The organism is Rhizobium sp. SSA_523 (assembly GCF_030435705.1).
Lineage (GTDB): Bacteria > Pseudomonadota > Alphaproteobacteria > Rhizobiales > Rhizobiaceae > Neorhizobium.
Map to the genome: position 1 here is coordinate 1,630,507 of NZ_CP129382.1, position 22,396 is coordinate 1,652,902.

The following is a 22,396-nucleotide window of genomic DNA, read 5'->3' on the forward strand; positions in this document are numbered from 1 at the left end:
GTTTCATCAGGTCGAGCCCCAAGCTCGAGGATCAGCCGATTTCCGACTGGCTCTCGATGATCTTCGAGACGAGGCCGTAAGGCACGGCGTCTTCGGCCGAAAGCCAGTAGTCGCGGTCGATATCCTTGGCGATCTTCTCTTCCGTCTGGCCCGTGGCCTTGGCGAAGATCTTGATCAGGCGCTTGTTCATCTTGATGATTTCCTTGGCCTGGATCTCGATATCCGATGCCATGCCGCGCGTGCCGCCGGAGGGCTGGTGCAGCAGGAAGCGGGTATTGGGCAGGCAAAGGCGCCGCTCTTTCGGCACCGAGACATAGATCAGCGCGCCGGCCGAGGCGACCCAGCCGGTGCCGATGATCCAGACCTTCGGCTTGATGAACTTGATCATGTCGTGAATGGAATCACCCGATTCGACATGGCCGCCCGGCGAGTTCACATAGATGCGGATATCCTCGTCGGATGCAGCGGCAAGTGCCACCAGCTGCGTGCAGACCTTCTGTGCCAGCTCCATCGTGATGCCGCCATAGATGAAGATCGAACGCGACTTGAAAAGGTTCGCCTCCGTTTCCTTACCCAGTGGCAATTCCTTCGTCTTGTCGTCTTCATTCTCATCAAGCATAGAGCGATCTCCAATATGGATGTGCATGTCACCGGACATAATGCGTTCGGGCGCGCAAGACAATGAGCGAAACCATAAGAGCGCGGTCGAACTCGCGGGAAGGTGAATCCGCTCTCCGTCATTTTGCGGATGGACAACAATTTAGGCACTGCCTAATCTTGCGCCTGACGCAGTGCAGCAGGCCCTGGCCTGATGGTGCCGCTGCCGATTCTCAGGGGATCTTCCATGTTCAAACGCCTTTCGCTCACCGCCGGTCTTTTTGCTCTTGCAAGCGCACCGGCCTTCGCTCATCTCGACCCTCTGGCGCATGGGTCGTTCGCCGCCGGCCTCTCCCATCCGGTCTTCGGCGCCGACCATGTGCTGGCAATGATCGCCGTCGGCCTGTGGGCCGCCCAGATCTCCGCGGAACCGGGGCGCCGATCGGCGATGTGGATCGTACCGCTCGCCTTCGTGGGCACCATGGCGCTCGGTTTCGCGCTGGCACTGCTTGGCCTTCCCCTGCCCTTCGTCGAGCCCGCCATCCTCGCCTCGGTGATCGGGCTTGGCCTGCTGGTCAGCCTTGCCGTGCGCCTGCCGGTGGCCGGATCGGCAGCGATCGTCGCGGTCTTCGCCCTCTTCCATGGTTATGCGCATGGTGGCGAACTGGGCGGCGCCGGCGCCCTTGCCTTTGGCATCGGTTTCGTGACCGCCACCGCCTTCCTGCATCTTGCCGGCTTGGGCCTTGGCCTGCTGGTCAGCCGCAGCGCTCCAGCCCTGTCGCGCGTGCTCGGCGCGATTGCGGCGCTCGCCGGCGTTTCGCTCGCTTTCGGCGGCTGATCGCTTCTAGAAGAGACGTATCGCATCTGGAAGAGACGTATTGAGGAGCAGCGGGCCTGCTCCTCTTTGTCCGCCTTACCAAGAATTAAGCTTCGTCCCGCTGACATAGACCTTATCCAGCCCCAATTCTCTTTCATTCCAGTCTGCATAAGGCAGCCTGCAGAGGTGGTCTGAACAGCAGTCTGCAAGGCCCGACTGACTCAGGCACCTTGCCCGAAGGAGAAACGAGATGTCGCCGGAAGAACGCCAATTGTTGACCTCCCTGTTCGATCGTGTCCAGGGCGCAGCCGCAAGTCCGCGAGACCCGCAGGCGGAACAGCTGATCGCCGAAGCGGTCAGGACGCAACCGGCGGCGCCTTATTACCTGGCGCAGGCGGTGATCGTGCAGGAAAAAGGGCTGGAGGCTGCCGCGCAGCGCATCGGCGCCCTCGAAACCCAGATTAGCGACCTAGAAATGCGCCTGCAGGCGCTTCAGGCCCAGGCGGAGGCCGATGACAATGCCCTGGCCCGGCCGGAGGAGCGCGGCTTCCTCAGCTCGATCTTCGGCTCCAGCCAGCCGCCGCGCGCCGCGTCGCCGCAGCCCGGCCCTACGCAAGCGGCCCGCCCGGGGCAATCGCAATCCGGCCCATGGGGGGCGGCTCCCGGCGCCGCTCCGTCTGCCCCGCCAGTCCAGCAATCCGGAACCTTTTCCCTTGGCCAGCAGGCGGCGGGACCCTGGTCGCAGCCCATGCGCACCCCCTCCACCGGCAGCAGCTTCCTTACCGGCGCTCTCGGCACCGCTGCCGGCGTGGCGGGCGGCATGCTGCTGGCCAATTCGCTCAGCGGCATATTCGGCCACCATATGGCCGGCCTCGGTCTGGGCGCGCCCTTCAGCGAAGGCTTCGGCAATGGGCCGGTCGAGGAGACGATCATCAACAATGTCTACGGCGATGCCGCCAATGATCCGCCGCAGATCGACGCCGGCAACAACCAGCCGGACCCGACCGAGCCCGGCTCGGAGACCGATGCGGGCCCGGATGTCGGCCTGCAGCAGGCCGATCTCGATGATGGCGATGGCGGGTGGTCCGGGGATTTCGGCGGCTCCGGCGACGATACCGTCTGAACGGCGCAAGGGGCCTTGCCCTTCCCTCCTGGCGTGCACAAACGTCTGCCGATCGGATGCGACCAAATTCCGCCTCGCGCGTTGAACGGGCTGTAGCGAGGCGAGGAAGGGGACAGGATGCGATCGATAATCTGGCTGAGTGCAGCCGTGATCGTGACCATGGGGGCGAGCCTGCCGGCGCAGGGACCGCGCCCGATGCAGAAACCGGCCGAAGAAGAGGTACAGGACAAGGCGCCTGCCCCGCAGCCGCCGTCACAGAATGATTCAGAAAGCGGAGCCGGAACTGGCATAGAGACTGGGACTGGGACTGGGACTGGGACTGGGACTGGAACCGGGACTGGGACCGGCACAGAGACCGGAGCCGGGCCGCAGAACCCCTCGACGGTTCAGGGACAGGAGACGCTGCCGGATGCCGGGGCCGCGCCGATCCCGAGCCCCTCGCCGGAAGCGCCTCCGACTGCCGAACCCGGCACGCCGCTGCCGAAACCTGTTCCCGAGCCGCTGCCGGACGTTGCTCCCGCCAAGCCGGATGACAAGCCAGCCGCCAAACCGCACGCAAAGCCGGATGCGGCGCAAACCGGCAAGCCGGAAGACGGGGCCGGCACGCCGGCCGCGAAAGACGGAGCCGCCGCGACTGAGGCGGCAGAGCCCGAAAAGCCGCCACGCAATGTGATCGCCGAGGACCCGCAGCGGCTGGCGGCCTGTATGGCCGATCTGACGGCGATCGGCGCCACATTCGAAACCCTGCCGCCGGTCGAGGATGAGGAAGGCGCTTGCGGCATAGAGAAGCCGATCGCGCTGAAGGAAGCCTTGCCCGGCCTGCCTCTGTCGGAAACAACGACGCTTCGCTGCGAGGCGGCGCTTGCCCTGTCGCATTGGCTGAAAAATGTCGTGCAGCCCATGGCATCGCTGACCGCGCCGGGCCAGCGTGTGACCCGCGTGAACAATGCGCCGGGCTATACCTGCCGCAAGCGCAATGGTGCCGAGACGGGCAAGATTTCCGAGCATGCGCGCGGAAACGCGATCGACATCATCAGCCTCGACATGGACAAGGGCGAGACGATCTCGATGACGCCGAAGACGGAGGATTCAACGGTGACCGGCGCCTTCCAGCGCACCGTGACGTCCGGAGCCTGCCTGTATTTCTCCACGGTGCTTTCACCCGGCAGCGATGCCACCCATCAGGATCATCTGCATCTCGACGTGATGGCGCGCGACGGCGGCTATCGCTACTGCCGCTGACCCGGGCGAGAATCGAGCGGTTGGAGAGCCGGTCAGGCGATCATGCCCCGATGGCCGAGATCGGGATCGTCGTCGAAGACGTAGCAGCCCTTGCCTGCCGTCTTGGCCCGGTAGAGGGCGCGGTCTGCGCGTCCGGTGGCGGGCACGAGATCGGTCTCCTCGCTGCCGACGCGGGATATGCCGATGCTGATTCCGACGCTCGAAAGCCTGTCATTGATGACGTAAGGGGCTGAAACCACGGCAATGAGCGTGGCGGCCATATGGGCGGCCATGGTTCGCGTGGAAATCGAGGCCAGCACCAGGAACTCGTCGCCCCCCAGCCGACAGACCGCGGCGTCTGGAACGGCCTCGCGCAACCGCGCCGAAAGCTGACACAGAAGCTCATCGCCCGCCGCATGGCCAAGATCGTCATTGATCGCCTTGAACCCATCGAGATCCAGATAGAGCAGCACCAGCGGCCGCTGATGCGACAGCATTGCCACTGCCGCCTCCTGCAGCCCCCGACGATTGAGGAGCCCCGTCAGCGGATCGTTGATCGCCTGCTGGCGGCTTTCGACACCCGCCTGGATCGCCGTCACCGTCGTCTTGCGCAGGTTGCGCATGACCGCCAGCACGACGACGGACACAACCAGCCACTGAACGGCCAGCAGTACGGTGAAATCCGGAAAGCGGGCGCAGAAGGGAATCTTGAAGGATGCCTCGATCAGGACCAGCTGCAGAAAGGCGTAACGCGGCGCGGCGTAATTATAGGTGATGATGCCGGCGCAGGAGGCAAAGGCGGAGGCGACCACGATCAGGATCAATGGCAGGTCGTTGCCGAGCATGGCAAGCGCGGTGGTTCCAGCCGTGGCCATGGCCCACAGAAGGCCGCTCAGCATGGCGGCATCAATGGCCAGGCGCCGATCCTGCCGCGATGGCAGCAGGAAACGCAGGCCCATGGCCAGAAGGTTGAGGAGGATGAAACTCAAGAAGATGGCGTTTCCCGAGCGCAGATAGCCGAGGAAAGCCAGGATGACGCAATTGATGTTGGCGGGAATGACGACGACCGCCCCCGCGACCAGCGTGTCGCGGAGCCTTGCGCGCACCTCCGGCGTGGCATCGTCCTGCGTCGCCACGAACCACCGAAGCGGCGCCAGATCTGGTTCGCTATACGTGTTTCTGCTCTTCATCAAAGCCCCTCTGACACGTGTATTATTCAGAGGAACCTTTCAAATTCATCTACAAGATTCAGTAAAAAACTCAATTCTTGCTTGCATTAACATTACAACGCAAAAGGATATGATGAAATACAAGTTTAGCGGGAAGTGAAAGGCAAGGCTTGACCTGTCCACAACCGGTACCTGAAAGCGTGGGGCGACGTTGCGGTTTCGCCCGGCGCGACTTCAGCTCCTGTGTGGAGAGCAGACCGGCGAGACGAAGCCGCTGCTCCGTCTTGCCCGGCATGGTCTCAGAAGAGGCCTTCGATATGGCCTGCCGCATTCAGGTGGATACGTTCGGCAGACGGCGATCGCGGCAGGCCGGGCATGGTGCGGATCTCGCCCGTCACGACCACCACGAAACCGGCCCCGGCCGAGAGGCGCACCTCGCGGACAGGCAGCACATGGCCTGTCGGCGCGCCGAGCAGATCGGGATCGCTGGAGAAGGAATATTGCGTCTTGGCGATGCAGACCGGAAGCCTGCCATAGCCCTGCTCCTCGAAGGCGGAAAGCTGATCGCGCACGGTGCGGTCCGCCACCACCTCGCCGGCACCATAAATGTCCCGCGCGACGGTCTCGATCTTGTCGAAAAGCGGCAGTTCATCGGCGTAGAGCGGCTTGAAGGCTGCGACGTGCGAATCGGCAAGCGCTGCGACGCGCTGCGCCAGCGTTTCGATCCCCGCCGAGCCTTCCGCCCAGTGCCGGCACAGCACCGCTTCCACCCCAAGCGACTGCGCATAGGCCTGCACCGCGTCCACCTCCGCCTCCGAATCGGAAGAGAAATGGTTGATGGCGACGATCACCGGCACGCCGAAGCGCTGGACATTCTCCACATGCCGGCCGAGATTGGCGCATCCTTGGCGCAGGGCCTCGACATTTTCGGTGCCGAGATCGGTTTTCGCCACGCCGCCATTCATCTTGAGCGCCCGGATGGTCGCGACGATGACGGCCGCCGCCGGCTGCAAGCCCGCCATGCGGCACTTGATGTCGAAGAACTTCTCCGCGCCGAGATCGGCACCGAAACCCGCTTCCGTCACAACATAATCGGCAAGCTTCAGCGCCGTGCGCGTCGCCACCACCGAATTGCAGCCATGCGCGATATTGGCGAAGGGGCCGCCATGCACAAGAGCCGGATTGTTCTCCAGCGTCTGCACCAGATTGGGCTGCATGGCATCCTTCAAAAGGACGGCCATGGCACCATCGGCCTTCAGATCGCGCGCAAAGACAGGGCTCTTGTCGCGGCGATAGCCGATGACGATGGCTCCCAGCCGCGCTTCGAGATCGGCAAGATCCGAGGCCAGGCAAAGAATGGCCATGATCTCGGAGGCCACGGTAATATCGAAGCCGCTTTCCCGCGGATAGCCATTGGTCACGCCGCCCAGCGGGCCGACGAACTGCCGCAGGGCACGGTCATTCATGTCGACGACCCGCCGCCATGTGATGCGCCGCAGATCGAGGTCCAGCGCATTGCCCCAATAAATATGGTTGTCGATCATGGCCGACAGGAGATTGTGGGCGGAGGTGATGGCGTGAAAATCGCCGGTAAAGTGCAGATTGATGTCGTCCATCGGCACGATCTGCGCATAGCCGCCGCCAGCGGCGCCACCCTTGACGCCGAAACAGGGGCCGAGCGACGGCTCCCGGAGGCAGACCATGGCCCGTTTGCCGATGCGGTTCAGACCGTCTCCCAGACCGACCGTGGTGGTCGTCTTTCCCTCGCCGGCCGGTGTGGGATTGATGGCCGTGACGAGAATGAGCCGGCCGTCCGGACGCCCGGCAAGCGACCGGATGAAGGCGGGTGTGATCTTCGCCTTGTCGTGACCATAGGGGATCAGATCTTCGGCGGACAGGCCAAGCCGATGGCCGATCTCCTGGATCGGCTTCTTGTGGGCCTGGCGCGCAATTTCGATATCCGACGGCTGACGTCCCATGCATGCTCCTCATCTCAAGCGCAAGTTCGATGCAGCCTGCATACATCATGTCGCGCGCAAATGTGCAGCGCTTTTGCGCGAGAGAGCGGTGCGAAACCGACGGCATAAGGGGCAGCGCTCGGGCAAACCTGGACGCTGCCCCTGAAGAGCGGTTGCAGACGCCGCTGCGGCGAAATCAGAAGCGCTGGGTCAGCGAGATCTTGAAGCTGCGGCCCGGCTCCGAATAGAACTCCCGCGCCTGGCCGGCAGCATTGCTCCGAACCGAGCTGTAATCGTAATAGGTACGGTCGAAGACATTGTAGACGCCCGCATTGATGCGCAGGCCCTTGACCTGTTCCGGCTCCCACCAGGCGGTGACATCGACGACGCCATAGCCCGGCGTACGGAAGTAATTGCCGGCCTTGCCATCATCGGCGCGCGAGGCGGCAACGCCGATCAGGTCCAGGCCGACACCCCAGCTCTCAGTGTCATAGCCGATGCTGGCGACCGCCTTCAGCGGCGGGACGGAGCGCAGGAATGTATGGTTTTCAAGGTCGTTGCCCTTCAGCGCGGACACACCGCCGCCCAGACGAAGGCCATTGGCGAAAACCTTCTGCGCCGACAGCTCGACGCCGAAAATCTCGGCACGGGCGATATTGGTATAGCTGGAAATGCCGCCCTGGCGGTAATCGGCCAGATTATAGCCGATGGCAGCCGCCTCCGCAGCTGTCAGGCTGCGCGAGTCGATGAAGTTCTTGTAGCGATTGTAGAAGAGGTTGACGCGCCCGCCGAAGGCATCGTCACCCAGATTGGCGCCGAGCTCGAAACCATGGCTCGTCTCGGATTCGAGATTGGGATTGCCCATCCGCAGATAGGTGCCCTCCGCGCCGAAGCGGCTGTAGAGCTCGCCCGTGGTCGGCGCACGAAAGCCCATGGCCCATTGGCCGTAAAGCTCGATCTCCGGCGCGACATCATAGGCCAGGCGGATCTTCGGCGTGACGGCCGTGTCCTCGAACGTGCCGGGCAGAGCCGGACGCGAAGCATTGCGGGCAAAGGCATCCGTCATCTGCGGCTCGTAGCGCACCCAGTCGAAGCGCAGGCCCGGGGTCAGGCGGAAGCCGGTCTCGCCGAGAGAGATTTCGTCGTCGATATAGAAGCCGATGCGGTTGCCATCCACTTTCGGCGTGTCCGCCTGGTTGGTGTGCAAATTGTTGCAGGCGCTGAGCGCGCCGGTATAGGTGCCGCGCACGGGCTTGGGGCCGCAATTGTCATAGCCGGCGGAATATTGTTCGCTGGTCAGGCGGGCAAGGTCGAAGCCGAAGGTGAAGACATGCCTGTTGCCGCCGATTTCGAGGCTCTTCTGCGCCGCGCCGATCAGGCCGAAATCCTTCTCGTCGGAACTGTTTTCCCGGCCGATCGGGCCGATCACGGAGGTGGAGCGGAAGCCGTCATAGCCGTCCATGACCTTGGACTTCTGGATGTAGAGCGAGGCCCACATCGAATCGATCAGGCTATCGGCTTCCTGGCTTTCGAACTTGTAGTCGATCGAGGCGCGATCACGCTCGACCTCGCCCTTGCCGTCGTAATTGCCGGGCCGGTAATTGCCGGTGAGCGCCTGGCTGGTTCGCAGATCGCTGTCGCGGTCCTTGCGATAGTGTTCGAGCGTGATGCCCAGCATATGTCCGCCGGCCAGTTCCTGGCGCAGCTTGAACAGCAGATTGTGATCCTTGACATCGGCCGGATTGGCTTCCGTCCGGCTTGTGCCATACCCGCCAATATCGCCATTGCTGTCGCGTTCATGCCCCTTGCCATAGCTGCCCTGGAAGAGGACCGAGGTATTGTCGATCCGCTTGGCGACGGCCACGGCGCCGCGCCAGGTGCGATCGGCCGTATCATAGCTCGTCTTGGCAATGCCGCCCCAATCCCTGCCCTCGCCGATCAGATCCTCAGGCTCCAGCGTGCGATAGGCCAGCACGCCGCCCAGGGCGCCCGGACCGGCCCGGCTGGAATCGGCACCGCGCATGACATCGACGGCAGACAGGGAGCTGAAATTGACGGTATCGAGGCCGCCGGTCGCGTTGCGCGTCGGATCGGAGAGGAAGGGCAGCGGAATTCCGTCCACCGTGGTGAGGACGCGCGGACCTTCCAGGCCGCGAATATTGACCGCTCCCGTCGACCGGTTGAAGTTCACACCCGGTTCGACCACCCGCCCGAGATCCTCGATCTCGGTGATCTGCCTGTTGTCGAGCGTCTCGGCCGTGGTCTGGCTGGTCAGAGGCGAATCGGTCGCGCTGCCCTTCTGCGCCGCCAGCCTCTGTCCCTTGATGGTTACGCGCTCCAGGACGGTGGCATCGCTGCCGGCTCCGTCTTGCGCGCCTTTCCCATCCTGCGCGCCGGTCATTGACGGAAGAGACAACGCCACAAGACCCGTGCAGGCCATGAGCAGTGTGCGGTAACGAGCGACCATGAAACAGCTTCCCCAGCATGATGCGTCAATCAGGGCGCGGCAGGGACCTGTCGGCAGCGTGATTTCGCATGTGAACACCAGACGGACGAAATTGCGCCGTCTTCATGCCGGATAAAAAACATGATTCGAATTGTCAACATTAAACAGGAGAATATGACTCATATTTTCCCGATGCGGCGCCGGATTGCCCGGTGGTGTGACAATCCGGTGATATTTGGGGGTCACCCCTGTGATTGTACCAAGTAGACTGGATCGAAGGCCTGGTTTATCTCTTGATGATTCAATAATGATAAAATACAGCAAAGTGTCATTATGAATGGTTACAAATTATGATCGCATAACTCAAAATATCTCTTCCAAAGCGCGATGAATATGATAAAACTATAAATGATATAATTTCGATAAAAAGTCAGAAATTCCAGAGCAACTGCAGATGACTTCACCGCAACATCGTCTGGCAAAATTGATCGAATGATTACCCTTGAAAAGCATTCGGGACTGAGCAGGGAAATTTCGTCCGCAGCCTCGCGGACGGCCATCGTGGCTGTCATGGAAAAGCTTCCGGCCCAGTTCGGCTTCAAGGCTTTCTCACTGATGACGGTACCGGCGCCGACGGATCGAAGTCTCGGCGCGATCATGGTGAAGACCACGCTGCCCCGGCGCTTTATCAGCGAGTTCGACGCCCATAATCTTCTGACCCAGTGCCCCCTATCCTCGATGATGAAAAGCATGGCGCTGCCGCTCGGCTGGCGCTGCGATCGCAGTCCCAGGCGCGAAGCGGGCCTGGCATTTCCCGATCCGCAGGTTCGCCTGATGGAGGCCTTCGGCCTTCCCGCCGGCGCGGCGATGACGCTGCATTCGTCCAGCAATGCCGCCTATATCATGCGGCTGGACGGCGAAAGATCCTTGCTGACCCTGCCGGAGCTCAACGAACTCGGCATGCTCTTCCTGCAGGCATTCCGCGTCTTCGACCGCCTGCAGCAGGCGGAAAAGACGCCGCATGCCCGATTGACCTGCCGCGAGCTGGAGGTTCTGCGCTGGACCTCCCAGGGCAAGACCTCCTCCGAGATCGCCGAGATCCTGTCTCTCTCCGAATATACGGTGACGGCCTATCTGAACAAGGCGATCAAGAAACTCGATTGCGTCAACCGGACACAGCTCGTGGCGAAGGCAATCCGGCTCCAGCTGATCACCTGACGCTTCCGGAAGAAAGACCTTCGCTCGGCAAATGACGCGAATTGAGAAGGCGTGTCGCGTTCGCAGCAACTTGGCAAAATTTAAATCTGTAGTACATATTCCAGTAGCAGCTAGAATTTCCACAAGGAAACACTGTTGCATTGCTCCAGATCACCAAGGTTCTTCATTTGACCCGCGCAAATATCGTTTCGCTTCACAAGCCCCAGGTGAAGGAAGACAGCAAGACGACGTCCACTCGGCCGGAGCTGTCGGATAGCGACTTCGTCCGGGCCTTCCGGAGTTTCAATCGCACCGGCTTTTGGCGCGCAAATCTGGAAAGCGGCCATGTCTTTTTCTGCGAGCAGGCCTGTTCCATCTTCGGCCTCAAGCCGACCGATAAGCCGATCAATCTGATCGCCGCATTCTCCCGCATCCATCCCGATGACCTGATGCGCGTCGTCGAGGTTCACGAGGCCTCGTCTGTGCATCCCATGGCCTATCAGAAGATATTCCGCATCAGGATCGACGGCGAGGGCTATCGCTGGTTCGGCTTCATCTGCGCCACCCATAAGGGCCGCGCCGAGAGCGGCGAAATCACCGGAATGATCTATCTTCTGCCCGAGCAGCGCTCGCAGTTCGACTATATCCTGGCCGAACCCTCGGAATAAGCCGGAAACACCCGCCTCCTGCCTCCATGCAAGCTGTCAGCGATCCAGCACGCCTCTGACTTCGACCAGGTTGGAGCGCACCCGCAGGATGTAGAACCCCATGGTGGCGAGATGGGTGGGCATGATCCATCCGCTTTCGCTGCCATTGGAGATAATCGCCGGCTGAATGCGCAGCGCCGCCTGGAATTGCGAAAGCGTCTCCACCCAGAGCGATGTCAGGTTTCGCTCGCGGATCACCTGGCTGAAATCGGCACCGGCCGATGCGAAGACAGCATAGTAGCCGTAGAGCTGGCCATAGGCGAACCAGAACCGATCATCCGCCCGGTTGTCGAACCAGCCGGCATTGTAGTTTTCCGATCGCTCGCGCAGGATCGCCGAGGTCGAGCCGAGATCATTGGCGATCCGGTCGATGAACTGCACGAGATTGTCGGCACGCGTATCGAACAGCGCATTGCAGCCGGACAAGTCGAGGTTGAACTTGCGCAGGCTGGTAATGGCGGCGCGGTAATAGCTGGGCGTCGGCGTCTTGAAGCCGAAGGGATCGAGGCCGAAATACCAGGAATATTCGTCGAACTGGAGATTGCCGCGGGCATCTTGCAGATCACCGTTGATGCCCGACGTGCCCCGCACGCGGCCGAGCGTATCGACCAGTTCGACGGCGGTCCGCCGCACCGCCTGATTCACGCCGCGCTGGAACGCCGCCTTGTTGTCGAGGAAGGGCGTATCATCCCAGTCGATGCCGAAGAAGCCGAGGCGGTAGAGAAGCATGGACGAGATCCAGGCATTCTGGTTGACGTTCTGGTCCGTCAGGTCGCCGACCGCTTCGACGATGGCGGACGGCTGGCATTGGCGCACAACCGCAACTGTGGTTTGCGATGAGGGAGCGGGGGCGGGAGCGGGGGCGGATGCGGGCGACGTGGCGCCGGAATCGGCTGCCGCCGGACTGCCGGGCGGCGGGGTTGCAGCCGAAGGATCGCCAGGCGATGGAGGAGCAGGCGCAACCGGTGCCTGCGGCAGTGGCTGACCGGCCGCGACGCTGCGCTCCGCCAGCCGATAGCGATCGACGAAGTTCGGGTCGAAGCCGCTCCAGACCTGTGTCTGCCAGATGAAATAGCCATAGAGCAGCACAACCAGGCCCGCAAACAGCGCCACCGGCAGTTTCACCATCAGATGCCGCTGACGGTACCAGCCATGCGCCGCCATGAAGGGCCAGGCGATCGCCACGAAGATGAGCCGGAAGCCGCGGCCGAGCGCCTGGCCGATTCGGTGAAGGAAGGCGGTTACGGCATCCATGATCGACAGGCTCTCCAGTGGTGTGTCTTTGCGCGGAATGTTGGCAATGTCTGAGCGGTGTTCACCGCCATGCCCGCTCCGACCCGTCAGGTTGGATCATGATCCAGATCCTCGTCCGGTCGGGTCCAGGATCATCTAGCAGATAGTCATCCGCCCGCCACGTGTCGAGAGGCGGACAGCCGACTGCGGAAGGCCTCGTTCAATCTCTCCTGCCGCGCCAGCGATCCGTGGCGGCTCAGCAAGCCCCGCTCGGCCCGCTGGAAGAGGTCGGCTAGGCCGGGCAGACGCGCCGCCAGACTGTCGAGCCCTTCCGCCCGCAGGCCGGTGAGCGCGATGATCCTCTCCTCGGCATCAATGGTGAGCTTGTTGATGAGCAGATTGCTGGATGCCAGCATGGCGATGATGCGGTCGGTGAGTTCCTGAATGAGGTCGATCCGCCGCTGCAGGGCGTCGATCAGCCCCTCGCCCTCCGGTGTCGCCGACAGGGCCTGCAGCCTGGTTATGGCCTCGTCCAGGCTGGCCTCGAATTGCCCCAGCAGAGATCTGAGGAAGGTCCGGTGCTCCTGCAAGGCGCAGAGCAGCCCTTCGGCCTCCACCAGAAGCGGCTTCAACGCCTCGGCCGCCCGCTGGTCGCGCCGCGGATCGAGGGCGGCGGGCGCCGGAGTGCCGCCGAACCACTGAAAGAAACGCCGCCGCAAGCCCGGCTCGGCCTGCGGCGCCAAAAGGGCGAGGATCTGCTGGGTCTTGCGATCCATGGCAAGGATCGTCTGCACCAGCCGGCTTTCCAGCTGCCGGGCGGCAATGGTGGCGCGGTCGATATCGGAATGGGCCTCGTCCGCAACAAGCGCGGCGGAAGGTTTGCCGCCCTGCCCTGCAGGGCCGATCAGGTCTGTGGCCAGCGAGAACAAAATCATCCGGAGTTGCCCGAGCTTTTCCCCCGCCAGTTTCTCATCAGGCAGTTTCTCATCAGCCAGTTTTTCATTGGCCGGTTTCTCATTGCCCGGCTGCTCACTGGCCGGTCTCGCGTCAGCCCCTGCCTCGAGCACGGGCGGGTCCGCCACCGGCAGCCTCTCTGCCGGTGTCTCCCCCACCCGCGCAGCCCTGTCTCCAGCCTGCGCCTCTTGCTCGGTTTTCGGCGCCATTCCACATCCTGTTCATCCGGCTCGCACCGAAGAGACATACAGGCTGCGCCGGCTGTTTCAAGCCGCGCCGCGCTGATAAAAGACGATAGCGCAGCCGGGTTCCCTGGAGCGATCATGGACGTCCGGCCGCGGCTACCCCTCGGGTCCGACGGATGATCCGGCAATCAGAGCCCGAGCGCGGCGATTTCCTTGTCCAGCCGATCGCGCGTCTTCTTCGGCAGCTTGGCGCTCTTCACGGCGTCGAGATTGGCGGGGCTTCCCTCACCGGCGACGATCAGCGCGACCATGCCCATGCCCCAATGCGGCGAGCATTTGATGACATAGGCGCCCTCTTTCGCAATGGTCACCACCAGTTCCTGGCTCATCTTGCCTTTGAACTCCTCGACGCCATCCGGAATGAGATCCTTGACGGCAGCCGCATCATGTCCCTTGTCGACCGGCACGAAATGCACGGTATCGCCGACCGCAACCCGCACGGACGCGGGCTCGAACACCATGGCCTCGCCATCGGAGCCCTTGTTCAGCATCTTGATTTCGATATCGGCGGCGAAGGCGCCGGTTGCGCAGACCAAGCCTCCCAGGGCGGCAAAAGCGGCGGCAAGCAAGGTGGTTTTCGTCATGGTCGGGCTCCTTTTGGACAGCGCCTCGCTGCGGCTGTCGCTTCCACGTCTCGGCCTGCTGATACGCCGGGGGCGGGCTGCGCATTTTGACCGAGGTCAAATCGCCGCCTGCCACAATGTCGCAGCCGCGCCCGGTTTTGTGGGGCGGGCAGGTGTGCTTGCCTGGCATTTTCAGATATTGATAATGACCGGGAACACGAAACATGGAGCAAGACATGCCAGGAACGACTTCGCTGATCCGAACAATTGCCGCTGCCACGGTGGTACTCGCCTCGGGCCAGGCGCTCGCCGCCGAACCTGCAAGCTGTAGCAGTGTTCGGTTCTCGGATGTCGGCTGGACCGATATCACCGCGACGACGGCCACCGCAGCCGTGCTTCTCGATGCGCTGGGCTACGAGCCCGAGGTGAAGGTGCTTTCCGTGCCGGTCACCTACCAGTCGCTGAAGAACAAGGATATCGACGTCTATCTCGGCAATTGGATGCCGACGCAGGAGGCCGACGTCCGGCCCTTCCTCGACGACAAATCGGTCGAATCCTACGGGCCTAACCTCGTCGGCGCCAAATATACCTTGGCCACCAATGCCAAGGGCGCCGAACTGGGAATCAAGGATTTCAAGGATATCGCAGCGCATGCCAAGGAACTCGACGGCAAGATCTACGGTATCGAGCCTGGCAATGACGGCAATCGCCTGATCCTCGACATGATCGCCAAGGACAGTTTCGGCCTCAAGGCGCTGGAACTGGTGGAATCGTCCGAACAGGGCATGCTGGCGCAGGTGGCGCGGGCCGACCGCGCCGGCGAGCCCATCGTCTTCCTGGGCTGGGAACCGCATCCGATGAATGCCAATTTCAAGCTGACCTATCTCACCGGCGGCGACGATGTGTTCGGGCCGGATCTCGGCGGCGCGCAGATCTTCACCAATGTCCGGGCCGGCTTCATCCAGGAGTGCCCGAATCTCGGCAAGTTCATCACCAATCTGAAATTCTCGCTGCCGATGGAAAATGTCATCATGGGCAAGATCCTCAACGATGGCGAGGATCCGCAAAAGGCGGCGCTGGCCTGGCTGAAGGACAATCCCTCGGCCGTGACGCCCTGGCTTTCCGGCGTGACCACGTTTGACGGCAAGGATGGCGCAGCGGCGGTCAAGGAGAAGCTCGGCCTGTAAGCCGCGTCGCATCAGCCCCGCAGGCAGGAGTTTCGCGGCAGACCGTCTGGCTTGCCTGCCCCGCCTGCGGCCGCACCATCTGGCCTGCCCCCGCGGCGGCGCCCGGGGGCGTTCCAGGATTGGCAGAATGCGGCGGTCCGGCTTCTGTCATCGACATTTGGTATAACAGCATTTTCGGCCTCTCGCGCTCTTTGCCGGAAGGCTCGCAAGGGCGCGATCGCGGCAGCCTCGCAATGCCGCGCTTTGCCAGTGCGCATGTCATGCTTTTTCAAAGAACAAGGGACAAACGCCTTGGATTTCCTCACAGACTACAAGATCCCGGTCGGCATGTGGGCCAAACAGGCGGTCGATTGGCTGACCCTGCACGGCGCCTGGTTCTTCGACTGGCTGTCCTCGGTTCTGGAGACTGTCATCGACGGGCTGCTTTTCCTTCTCCAGTGGCCGCATCCGCTGGCGGTGGTTGTTGCGCTCACCGCCTTGTCCTTCCTGTTTCGCCGCTCCGCCGGCGTAGCGCTGTTCACCGCCGCCGGCCTGCTCTTCATCATCAACCAGGGCTATTGGAAGGAAACGACGGAGACGCTGGCGCTTGTCGTGGCGGCCACTGCCGTCAGCATGGCGATCGGCGTGCCGCTCGGCATCGCCTCCGCACGCCGCTCCTGGCTCTACGAATTGCTTCGCCCCGTTCTGGATCTGATGCAGACCATTCCCACCTTCGTCTACCTGATCCCGGCGCTGATCCTCTTCGGTCTCGGCATGGTGCCCGGCCTGATCGCAACCGTGATCTTTGCCATACCGGCGCCGATCCGGCTGACCCGGCTCGGCATCATCTCGACGCCCCAGGCCCTCACCGAAGCGGCAATCGCCTTCGGCGCCAAGCCGGCCCAGGTGCTGCGAAAGGTGGAACTGCCCTTCGCCACGCCGCAGATCATGGCGGGGCTGACACAGACGATCATGCTGTCCTTGTCGATGGTGGTCATTGCGGCACTGGTCGGCGCCGACGGGCTCGGCGTGCCGGTGATTCGCGCGCTGAACACGGTCAATATCGCCCGCGGCTTCGAGGCCGGGCTTTGCATCGTCATCCTGGCGATCATCCTCGATCGCATGTTCCGCGCCGGCAGCGAGGGAGACAGGGCATGAGCGCCGCCATCACCTTCGAGCATCTCGACATCATCTTCGGTGACCGCCCGCAACGCGCGCTCGCCATGCTGGATAACGGCCAATCGCGCGAGGAGATCAACACGGCGACCAGCCTTGTCGTTGGAGTCTCCAATGCCTCCCTGACCATTCAGGAGGGCGAAATCCTCGTGCTGATGGGTCTGTCGGGCTCCGGCAAATCGACGCTGGTGCGCGCCGTCAACGGCCTTGCGCCGGTGGTGCGCGGAACCGTCAGCGTCAGGACGGGCAATGGCCATGTCGATCCCTATCGGTGTCCGCCCAAGACCCTGCGCGACCTGCGCATGCGCACGGTCTCCATGGTCTTCCAGCAATTCGGCCTCCTGCCCTGGCGCAGCGTCGCCGACAATGTCGGCTTCGGGCTGGAGCTGGCCGGCGTGCCGGAAAGACAGCGCAAGGCGCAGATCGCCGAACAGCTGTCGCTGGTCAATCTGTCGGAATGGGCGCAGCGCCGGGTGGGCGAATTGTCCGGCGGCATGCAGCAGCGTGTCGGGCTCGCCCGGGCCTTCGCCACGGGCGCGCCGATCCTGTTGATGGACGAGCCATTTTCCGCCCTCGACCCGCTGATTCGCACCCGGCTGCAGGACGAGCTCCTGGAATTTCAGATGAGGTTGAAGAAGACCATTCTCTTCGTCAGTCACGATCTCGACGAAGCCTTCCGAATCGGCAATCGCATCGCGATCATGGAAAGCGGGCGGATCGTCCAATGCGGCACGCCGCAGGACATTGTCCGCGCGCCGGCCAACCAGTATGTCGCGGATTTCGTCCAGAACCTGAACCCGATCACACTCCTGACCGCCTCGGACGTCATGAGCCCCGGCGCAAGCACGTCCGCCAGGGGGCCGGTCACTGCGACCGCCCTGCCCCGCACGCCGCTGGTCGACATCATGGACGCGCTGGCGCGCCAGCCCGGCGTCATCGGCATCGTTGACAACGGCGCCGTCATCGGCACCATTGGCGCCGACGATATCATCGCCGGTCTGACCCGACACCGGCGCCGCGAGGTGTAGAAGCGTGACTGACAAGCCATCCGTCCTGCGGGATCTCGATCCCGAGGCATTGACGCTCGGCCGCACGCTTTTGCGGTCCGCGCGCTCCGTCGCCCTTGCGGTCCAGGATGCCGCATCGGGCTTTCCCGCGGTCAGCCGCGCACTGATGGCGACCGATCTTGACGGGACGCCGCTCATCCTCGTCTCCACGCTCGCGGCCCATACGCGCAGCCTGGCCGGCGAACCGCGATGCTCGCTCCTGGCGGGTGAGCCCGGCAAGGGCGATCCGCTTGCGCATCCGCGGGTGACGCTGTTTGCCCTGGCGGAACCGGTTCCGCGCGGCAGCCAGGACCATGACAGGGCCAGGCGGCGCTTCCTCAACCGGCATCCGAAATCCGCGCTCTATATCGACTTTCCCGATTTCAGCTTTTACCGCCTGCGCCCCGACCATGCCTCCCTGAACGGCGGCTTCGGCCGCGCCTATGCCATAGATGGCGGTCTTTTCACCTTCTCCTTCCCGCTGGACCAGGCCGCCTGGCTTGCCGCAGAGGAAGGGCTGATGAATGGCGGGCAAGATGCGACCGCACTGGCGCGTGCCTTTGGCGCCCCGAAAGCCGAGCATTACCGCATCTGCGGCATGGATCCGGCCGGCATCGACATTTCGGGAACCGATCCCGCCGGACGCGACAGGATCTATCGCCATGAGTTTGATGACATCTTCGTTCAACCGGACGACGCTATAGATGAGCTTATGCGTATACTTGGAAACTGACATATCACTACGCAAAATTTAGGGATATACATTCCCGGTGCTGTCTTGCTAAATTTGCCATTACTGTTACCGCTCACAAGGCGGCGGACAGGTTACTTAGGGGATGACTGAGGAATTCAAGATGACATCACTCACTGAGCACTCGGCAGCGGCAGCAAACCTGCTGTCTGCCATGGCAAACCCCAAACGCTTGTTGATTCTGTGCTGCCTCGTCGAGGGCGAAGTTGCCGTCGGCGCGCTGGCCACCAAAGTTGGGTTGAGCCAGTCCGCGCTCTCGCAGCATCTGTCGAAACTGCGCGCCCAGAAACTCGTCAACACGCGGCGCGACGCGCAAACCATCTATTATTCCAGCTCTGCCGAATCCGTCATGCGGGTTCTGGAAACATTGGAAGGCCTGTATTGCGAACCTGAACGCGATCGATCGGCTGCTTGATGACAGCGCAAACATCACGGCACGCGTCTCGACCGCTTTCATGAGGAAAGCCTGCGATTAGCGGTGCCGAACTTCACGACCATCATGACATGCCCTGTTTCTATCGATCGGCTCCCATTCGGCCTGGGACCGATCAGCCTCAACTCTTTGCTTATGGCGTGAGCCGGGTGGCGCGCGCCAGAAGACCCGTCGCGGGATGAGGGGTATCTTCATGCCATCCATTTGATGCCCGGAGGGATTTTCCGTCCATAGCGGACTTTCCTCATCGGATCGACGCCTCTGCCGACATGCCGACGATTGAGAGGCTTTTCTGCTCTATCGCCTTGCGGCCAAGCCTCCATGTCTTGCGGCCAAGCCTCGGCGTGCTTGACCTCAGCGGAAGCCTGACCGACACTTTGAATCACCGGAGAGGATGGACGAGGAGCGGAATACAATGACGGCAGGGGCACGTAAGCTCGCATTTCTAGTTGCAATGGCAAGCGCTTGCGCCACAGTGCCGGCATCCGCCATCGATTGGGGCAGTGCCGGCAAGGCCAGTCCCGGTAGCGGCACCATCACGCCGAAGACGACCCTGCCGGCACCAGAACCATCTGCGCCGAAAGCCGCCGAGACCGGCTTCGACTGCGATACGGTGACCCGCATGTCCTGGGAGCGGCCACAGGCCGAGCGGGAGAACCAGCCCGGACCGCAGCAGGTGCGGCGCTGCAGCCGCGACGGCTTCTCTCTCGAAGTCACCCCGCCCTCGCAATAGAGGCGACAACAAAGGGTGATCGAGGAGGCGTGCTCGAGGAGGCGTGTTCCAGGCGCGCGGGAAACCCGCCATACAGGAGACCGCCGAAGGCCGTGGCGCAAAGGGTTCCCATTCGCGCCACTTGGTATTATGCATCGCTCATGTCGACAGCCAAGGCCGAAACGATCGCGGTGCGAATCAGCCGCATTCTTGCAGAGCGCATCATTGCCGGCGCCTTGTCGCCGGGCATGCGCCTGGCGCAGGATCACATTGCCGAGGAATTCGACACGAGCCATGTGCCGGTGCGGGAGGCCTTTCGCCGCCTGGAGGCCATGGGACTGGTCGTCAGCGAGCCGCGGCGCGGCACGCGCGTTGCGGGTTTCACCATGGCGGAGGTTCGGGAGGTTGCCGAAATGCGCTCGGCGCTGGAGGTCCTGGCGCTTCGCCATGCGGCCCCTCACCTCACACGCGCCATCCTGGACCAGGCCGAAGAGGCCAATCGTGCCGGCGACAGAGCGGGTGACGTGCAGGCCTGGGAAGAGGCCAATCGCAGCTTCCACCGTATCCTTCTGACACCCTGCGGCATGCCCCGGCTCCTGAAGGCGATCGACGACCTGCATGCCGCCAGCGCCCGTTTCCTCTTCTCCGGCTGGCGGGCCGAATGGGAAGCACCGACCGATCGCGACCATCTGGCGATCCTTTCCGCCCTGCGCAGCCATGATATCGAAGGGGCTGCCGCCGTTCTTGCTCGTCACGTGCAATGGGTGGGACACCCGGTCAGGGCCACGAGCCGAAACGCCTTATCCCTCCTGACTCCTTAAAGGCCTGCCGCGCCGCACTCCATACCCGCCTGAGATCGCGCCTCACAGCCTGAGCATAACTTTGACACGCGTAGATTATAGATAATCTCCTTTAAAGTGGCCAGTAGAATTCAGAATTTTCCAGATACCGACGATTCCGTCTTGTCAAATCTGGCCCTTCGTGGATTCATTCGAGATATTCCTGTCAAATTATCTATAAAAGGATTTAGCTCATGGATCTCGACACGGGTTTGACTGCCGGCCGCGCCTCCAAATGGGTCCGTCGGGGGATGATCATCTTGGGCGGCGCCGCCGTCATGACCGCGGCGGCAAAGATACAGATCCCCTTCTGGCCGGTTCCCATGACCCTGCACACGATGGCGGTCATGGCTTTCGCCGTGCTTCTCGGTCCGCGATTCGCCGGCGCCATTTTTCTCCTCTATCTTTCCGCCGGAGCCACGGGCCTGCCGGTCTTTTCCGGATCGCCCGAGCGCGGCATCGGCCTTGCCTATATGGCCGGGCCCACCGGCGGCTATCTTCTCGGCTTTCTGCTTGCATCCGTCCTTGTCGGCCATCTTGCCGGCGGTCCTGCCAGTCGCCCTATTCGTCATCCTACTCGTCGTCCCGAAGCTCGCCTTGCTGGCAGCCGGGCGGGCGGCAAGGCCATGATCCGGCAGATGGGCGCCATGCTGGTCGGCCTCGGCGTGATCTATGCCGCCGGCCTTGCCTGGCTTGCGCTCTTCGTCCCGGCCGACCGCCTTCTTGCGCTCGGCGTTGCGCCCTTCCTTCTCGGCGACCTCGTCAAATGCGCCGCGGTTGCTGTCGGCAGTGCGATCTTCGGCAGCGGCCTCTCACGCCTGCTGGGGCCTGGCCGATGAGGACCGGCGCGGAAATGATCCGCCATGACTGGACGATCGAGGCCATTCTTGGCCTCCACGACCTGCCGCTGCTCGATCTCATCGGTCGAGCCAGTGCCGTGCATCGGCAGCATCACGATCCGGACCGCGTGCAGAAGGCGAGCCTTTTGTCGATCAAGACCGGCGGCTGTCCGGAAGATTGCGCCTATTGCCCGCAATCCGCCCATCACCGCGAGGTCGAGCTGACGCGCGAGCGCCTGATGAATCCGGCGGTCGTCGTGGCGCTGGCGGACCGCGCCCGCAAGGCCGGCGCCGAGCGCTTCTGCATGGGAGCCGCCTGGCGCAAGGTGACGGACGGCCCCGATTTCGATGCCGTGCTGGACATGGTCCGCGGGGTCCGCTCGCTGGGCATGGAAGCCTGCGTGACGCTCGGCATGCTGACGCCGCACCAGGCCGAGCGCCTGGCGGAGGCGGGCCTGACCGCCTATAACCACAATCTCGATACCAGTCCCGAATTCTACGGCGAGATCATTTCCACCCGCACCTATCAGGATCGGCTGGATACGCTCGCAACCGTGCGTGCCTTTGGCGTCGAGCTCTGCTGCGGCGGCATTATCGGCATGGGCGAGACGGCGCGCGATCGCGCCTCCATGCTGCAGGTGCTGGCCAGCATGGCGCCGCATCCGGAAAGCGTTCCGATCAATGCGCTGGTGCCGGTCAAGGGCACGCCGCTTTCAGATTGCCCGCCGGTCGATCCTCTCGATCTCGTGCGTATGGTCGCCACCGCGCGGATCATCATGCCCAAGGCCATGGTGCGGCTCTCTGCGGGGCGGTCCAGCCTCAACCGCGAGGCGCAGATCCTCTGCCTTGTGGCCGGGGCCAATTCGCTGTTCTGGGGTGACAGGCTGCTGACCACCGCCAATGCCGGACGCGATCACGATGCCGAACTGTTTGCCGCCCTGGCGGCCCGCCCGCAAGCCGGCGAAACGGCCGTGCGCCGCACGCCTCAGGCGCCGGCCCAGCAAGGGATGCAGCGCCGGAAGATTGCATCGGTCAGCCCATAAAACATGCATATGCCGAAGACGGCGGCAGTCTGCGATATAATCCCTTGCGCAGTCCCTGCCGAATTCTTAAACATGACGGCAGAATGCAGCCAAACATGGCGCCTTCTGCCTGGACCGCCCACCCGTCCTGCCGCTTGGCACGGGCTGCCTGATGCAGACCG

At 62.9% G+C, this 22,396-nt stretch carries 21 protein-coding genes; 14 read left to right on the plus strand and 7 right to left on the minus strand.

Annotated features, from left to right (window positions below; translation table 11 throughout):
- Positions 1–31 precede the first annotated feature (31 nt).
- Complete coding sequence (locus tag QTJ18_RS16215) at positions 32–619, minus strand: ATP-dependent Clp protease proteolytic subunit (protein ID WP_252751213.1); 588 nt, start codon at positions 617–619, stop codon at positions 32–34.
- 225 nt (positions 620–844) lie between these two features.
- On the opposite strand from QTJ18_RS16215, the gene QTJ18_RS16220 reads away from it, so the two are divergent.
- The 3 genes from QTJ18_RS16220 to QTJ18_RS16230 all read left to right on the plus strand — a co-directional run bounded on the left by QTJ18_RS16220 (position 845) and on the right by QTJ18_RS16230 (position 3,779).
- Positions 845–1,435: a HupE/UreJ family protein gene (locus QTJ18_RS16220; protein ID WP_252751214.1), complete on the plus strand. Its 591-nt coding sequence runs from the start codon at positions 845–847 to the stop codon at positions 1,433–1,435.
- Positions 1,436–1,664: 229 nt separating this feature from the next.
- A complete protein-coding gene (locus QTJ18_RS16225) occupies positions 1,665–2,537 on the plus strand; it encodes a DUF2076 domain-containing protein (protein WP_252751215.1) in 873 nt (290 codons plus the stop codon).
- Between the two features lie 117 nt (positions 2,538–2,654).
- Positions 2,655–3,779, plus strand: a complete 1,125-nt coding sequence (locus QTJ18_RS16230; protein WP_252751216.1) for an extensin family protein — start codon at positions 2,655–2,657, stop codon at positions 3,777–3,779.
- A 32-nt stretch (positions 3,780–3,811) separates the two neighbouring features.
- Here QTJ18_RS16230 and QTJ18_RS16235 read toward each other — a convergent pair whose 3' ends face one another.
- The 3 genes from QTJ18_RS16235 to QTJ18_RS16245 all read right to left on the minus strand — a co-directional run bounded on the left by QTJ18_RS16235 (position 3,812) and on the right by QTJ18_RS16245 (position 9,352).
- Positions 3,812–4,948, minus strand: a complete 1,137-nt coding sequence (locus tag QTJ18_RS16235; RefSeq protein WP_252751217.1) for a GGDEF domain-containing protein — start codon at positions 4,946–4,948, stop codon at positions 3,812–3,814.
- A 278-nt stretch (positions 4,949–5,226) separates the two neighbouring features.
- A complete protein-coding gene (locus QTJ18_RS16240) occupies positions 5,227–6,906 on the minus strand; it encodes a formate--tetrahydrofolate ligase (protein ID WP_252751218.1) in 1,680 nt (559 codons plus the stop codon).
- Positions 6,907–7,081: 175 nt separating this feature from the next.
- Positions 7,082–9,352 carry a TonB-dependent hemoglobin/transferrin/lactoferrin family receptor gene (locus tag QTJ18_RS16245; RefSeq protein ID WP_252751219.1) on the minus strand — a complete coding sequence of 757 codons (2,271 nt, stop codon included), beginning with the start codon at positions 9,350–9,352 and terminating at the stop codon, positions 7,082–7,084.
- A gap of 549 nt (positions 9,353–9,901) precedes the next feature.
- Between QTJ18_RS16245 and QTJ18_RS16250 the strand changes: the two genes are divergently transcribed.
- Both QTJ18_RS16250 and QTJ18_RS16255 read left to right on the plus strand, forming a co-directional pair.
- Positions 9,902–10,549, plus strand: a complete 648-nt coding sequence (locus QTJ18_RS16250; RefSeq protein ID WP_252751363.1) for a helix-turn-helix transcriptional regulator — start codon at positions 9,902–9,904, stop codon at positions 10,547–10,549.
- A gap of 140 nt (positions 10,550–10,689) precedes the next feature.
- Positions 10,690–11,196: a PAS domain-containing protein gene (locus QTJ18_RS16255; protein WP_252751220.1), complete on the plus strand. Its 507-nt coding sequence runs from the start codon at positions 10,690–10,692 to the stop codon at positions 11,194–11,196.
- A gap of 36 nt (positions 11,197–11,232) precedes the next feature.
- Here QTJ18_RS16255 and QTJ18_RS16260 read toward each other — a convergent pair whose 3' ends face one another.
- From QTJ18_RS16260 to QTJ18_RS16270, 3 genes are all read right to left on the minus strand, one after another.
- Positions 11,233–12,492 (minus strand): DUF2333 family protein, encoded by a 1,260-nt coding sequence (locus QTJ18_RS16260; RefSeq protein ID WP_252751364.1) that lies wholly within the window; start codon positions 12,490–12,492, stop codon positions 11,233–11,235.
- Positions 12,493–12,635: 143 nt separating this feature from the next.
- A complete protein-coding gene (locus QTJ18_RS16265) occupies positions 12,636–13,631 on the minus strand; it encodes a hypothetical protein (RefSeq protein ID WP_252751221.1) in 996 nt (331 codons plus the stop codon).
- A 164-nt stretch (positions 13,632–13,795) separates the two neighbouring features.
- Positions 13,796–14,251, minus strand: a complete 456-nt coding sequence (locus QTJ18_RS16270; RefSeq protein ID WP_252751222.1) for a pseudoazurin — start codon at positions 14,249–14,251, stop codon at positions 13,796–13,798.
- Between the two features lie 215 nt (positions 14,252–14,466).
- Here QTJ18_RS16270 and QTJ18_RS16275 point away from each other — a divergent pair, with 215 nt between their 5' ends.
- The 9 genes from QTJ18_RS16275 (at position 14,467) to bioB (ending at position 22,235) form a co-directional block, all read left to right on the plus strand.
- Positions 14,467–15,417, plus strand: a complete 951-nt coding sequence (locus QTJ18_RS16275) for a choline ABC transporter substrate-binding protein (RefSeq protein WP_252751223.1) — start codon at positions 14,467–14,469, stop codon at positions 15,415–15,417.
- A gap of 255 nt (positions 15,418–15,672) precedes the next feature.
- Positions 15,673–16,554 carry a choline ABC transporter permease subunit gene (choW, locus tag QTJ18_RS16280; protein WP_489667165.1) on the plus strand — a complete coding sequence of 294 codons (882 nt, stop codon included), beginning with the start codon at positions 15,673–15,675 and terminating at the stop codon, positions 16,552–16,554.
- The gene (gene choV, locus QTJ18_RS16285; RefSeq protein WP_252751225.1) at positions 16,551–17,600 is read left to right on the plus strand and encodes a choline ABC transporter ATP-binding protein; all 1,050 of its coding nucleotides are present in this window, start codon (positions 16,551–16,553) and stop codon (positions 17,598–17,600) included. The genes choW and choV overlap by 4 nt, the downstream gene beginning before the upstream one ends.
- Positions 17,601–17,604: 4 nt before the next feature.
- Positions 17,605–18,351, plus strand: coding sequence for a HugZ family pyridoxamine 5'-phosphate oxidase (locus tag QTJ18_RS16290; RefSeq protein ID WP_252751226.1), 747 nt, complete (start codon positions 17,605–17,607; stop codon positions 18,349–18,351).
- Between the two features lie 103 nt (positions 18,352–18,454).
- Positions 18,455–18,784: an ArsR/SmtB family transcription factor gene (locus tag QTJ18_RS16295; protein WP_252751227.1), complete on the plus strand. Its 330-nt coding sequence runs from the start codon at positions 18,455–18,457 to the stop codon at positions 18,782–18,784.
- Positions 18,785–19,217: 433 nt separating this feature from the next.
- Positions 19,218–19,535: a hypothetical protein gene (locus QTJ18_RS16300; RefSeq protein WP_252751228.1), complete on the plus strand. Its 318-nt coding sequence runs from the start codon at positions 19,218–19,220 to the stop codon at positions 19,533–19,535.
- 140 nt (positions 19,536–19,675) lie between these two features.
- Positions 19,676–20,335, plus strand: a complete 660-nt coding sequence (locus tag QTJ18_RS16305) for a GntR family transcriptional regulator (RefSeq protein ID WP_252751229.1) — start codon at positions 19,676–19,678, stop codon at positions 20,333–20,335.
- Between the two features lie 212 nt (positions 20,336–20,547).
- Positions 20,548–21,192: a biotin transporter BioY gene (locus QTJ18_RS16310; RefSeq protein WP_252751230.1), complete on the plus strand. Its 645-nt coding sequence runs from the start codon at positions 20,548–20,550 to the stop codon at positions 21,190–21,192.
- Positions 21,189–22,235, plus strand: a complete 1,047-nt coding sequence (bioB, locus tag QTJ18_RS16315; RefSeq protein WP_252751231.1) for a biotin synthase BioB — start codon at positions 21,189–21,191, stop codon at positions 22,233–22,235. The genes QTJ18_RS16310 and bioB overlap by 4 nt, the downstream gene beginning before the upstream one ends.
- Positions 22,236–22,396: the final 161 nt, after the last annotated feature.

What these genes read in the sequence shown, in the direction of transcription:
- QTJ18_RS16240 (WP_252751218.1), bottom strand. Translation starts at nt 6,906, where the DNA reads ATGGGACGTCAGCCGTCGGATATCGAAATTGCGCGCCAGGCCCACAAG.
- QTJ18_RS16220 (WP_252751214.1), top strand. Translation starts at nt 845, where the DNA reads ATGTTCAAACGCCTTTCGCTCACCGCCGGTCTTTTTGCTCTTGCAAGC.
- QTJ18_RS16300 (WP_252751228.1), top strand. Translation starts at nt 19,218, where the DNA reads ATGACGGCAGGGGCACGTAAGCTCGCATTTCTAGTTGCAATGGCAAGC.
- QTJ18_RS16230 (WP_252751216.1), top strand. Translation starts at nt 2,655, where the DNA reads ATGCGATCGATAATCTGGCTGAGTGCAGCCGTGATCGTGACCATGGGG.
- QTJ18_RS16275 (WP_252751223.1), top strand. Translation starts at nt 14,467, where the DNA reads ATGCCAGGAACGACTTCGCTGATCCGAACAATTGCCGCTGCCACGGTG.
- QTJ18_RS16225 (WP_252751215.1), top strand. Translation starts at nt 1,665, where the DNA reads ATGTCGCCGGAAGAACGCCAATTGTTGACCTCCCTGTTCGATCGTGTC.
- choV (WP_252751225.1), top strand. Translation starts at nt 16,551, where the DNA reads ATGAGCGCCGCCATCACCTTCGAGCATCTCGACATCATCTTCGGTGAC.
- QTJ18_RS16250 (WP_252751363.1), top strand. Translation starts at nt 9,902, where the DNA reads ATGGAAAAGCTTCCGGCCCAGTTCGGCTTCAAGGCTTTCTCACTGATG.
- QTJ18_RS16295 (WP_252751227.1), top strand. Translation starts at nt 18,455, where the DNA reads ATGACTGAGGAATTCAAGATGACATCACTCACTGAGCACTCGGCAGCG.
- QTJ18_RS16215 (WP_252751213.1), bottom strand. Translation starts at nt 619, where the DNA reads ATGCTTGATGAGAATGAAGACGACAAGACGAAGGAATTGCCACTGGGT.
- QTJ18_RS16245 (WP_252751219.1), bottom strand. Translation starts at nt 9,352, where the DNA reads ATGGTCGCTCGTTACCGCACACTGCTCATGGCCTGCACGGGTCTTGTG.
- QTJ18_RS16270 (WP_252751222.1), bottom strand. Translation starts at nt 14,251, where the DNA reads ATGACGAAAACCACCTTGCTTGCCGCCGCTTTTGCCGCCCTGGGAGGC.
- QTJ18_RS16305 (WP_252751229.1), top strand. Translation starts at nt 19,676, where the DNA reads ATGTCGACAGCCAAGGCCGAAACGATCGCGGTGCGAATCAGCCGCATT.
- QTJ18_RS16265 (WP_252751221.1), bottom strand. Translation starts at nt 13,631, where the DNA reads ATGGCGCCGAAAACCGAGCAAGAGGCGCAGGCTGGAGACAGGGCTGCG.
- choW (WP_489667165.1), top strand. Translation starts at nt 15,673, where the DNA reads ATGTCATGCTTTTTCAAAGAACAAGGGACAAACGCCTTGGATTTCCTC.
- QTJ18_RS16235 (WP_252751217.1), bottom strand. Translation starts at nt 4,948, where the DNA reads ATGAAGAGCAGAAACACGTATAGCGAACCAGATCTGGCGCCGCTTCGG.
- bioB (WP_252751231.1), top strand. Translation starts at nt 21,189, where the DNA reads ATGAGGACCGGCGCGGAAATGATCCGCCATGACTGGACGATCGAGGCC.
- QTJ18_RS16310 (WP_252751230.1), top strand. Translation starts at nt 20,548, where the DNA reads ATGGATCTCGACACGGGTTTGACTGCCGGCCGCGCCTCCAAATGGGTC.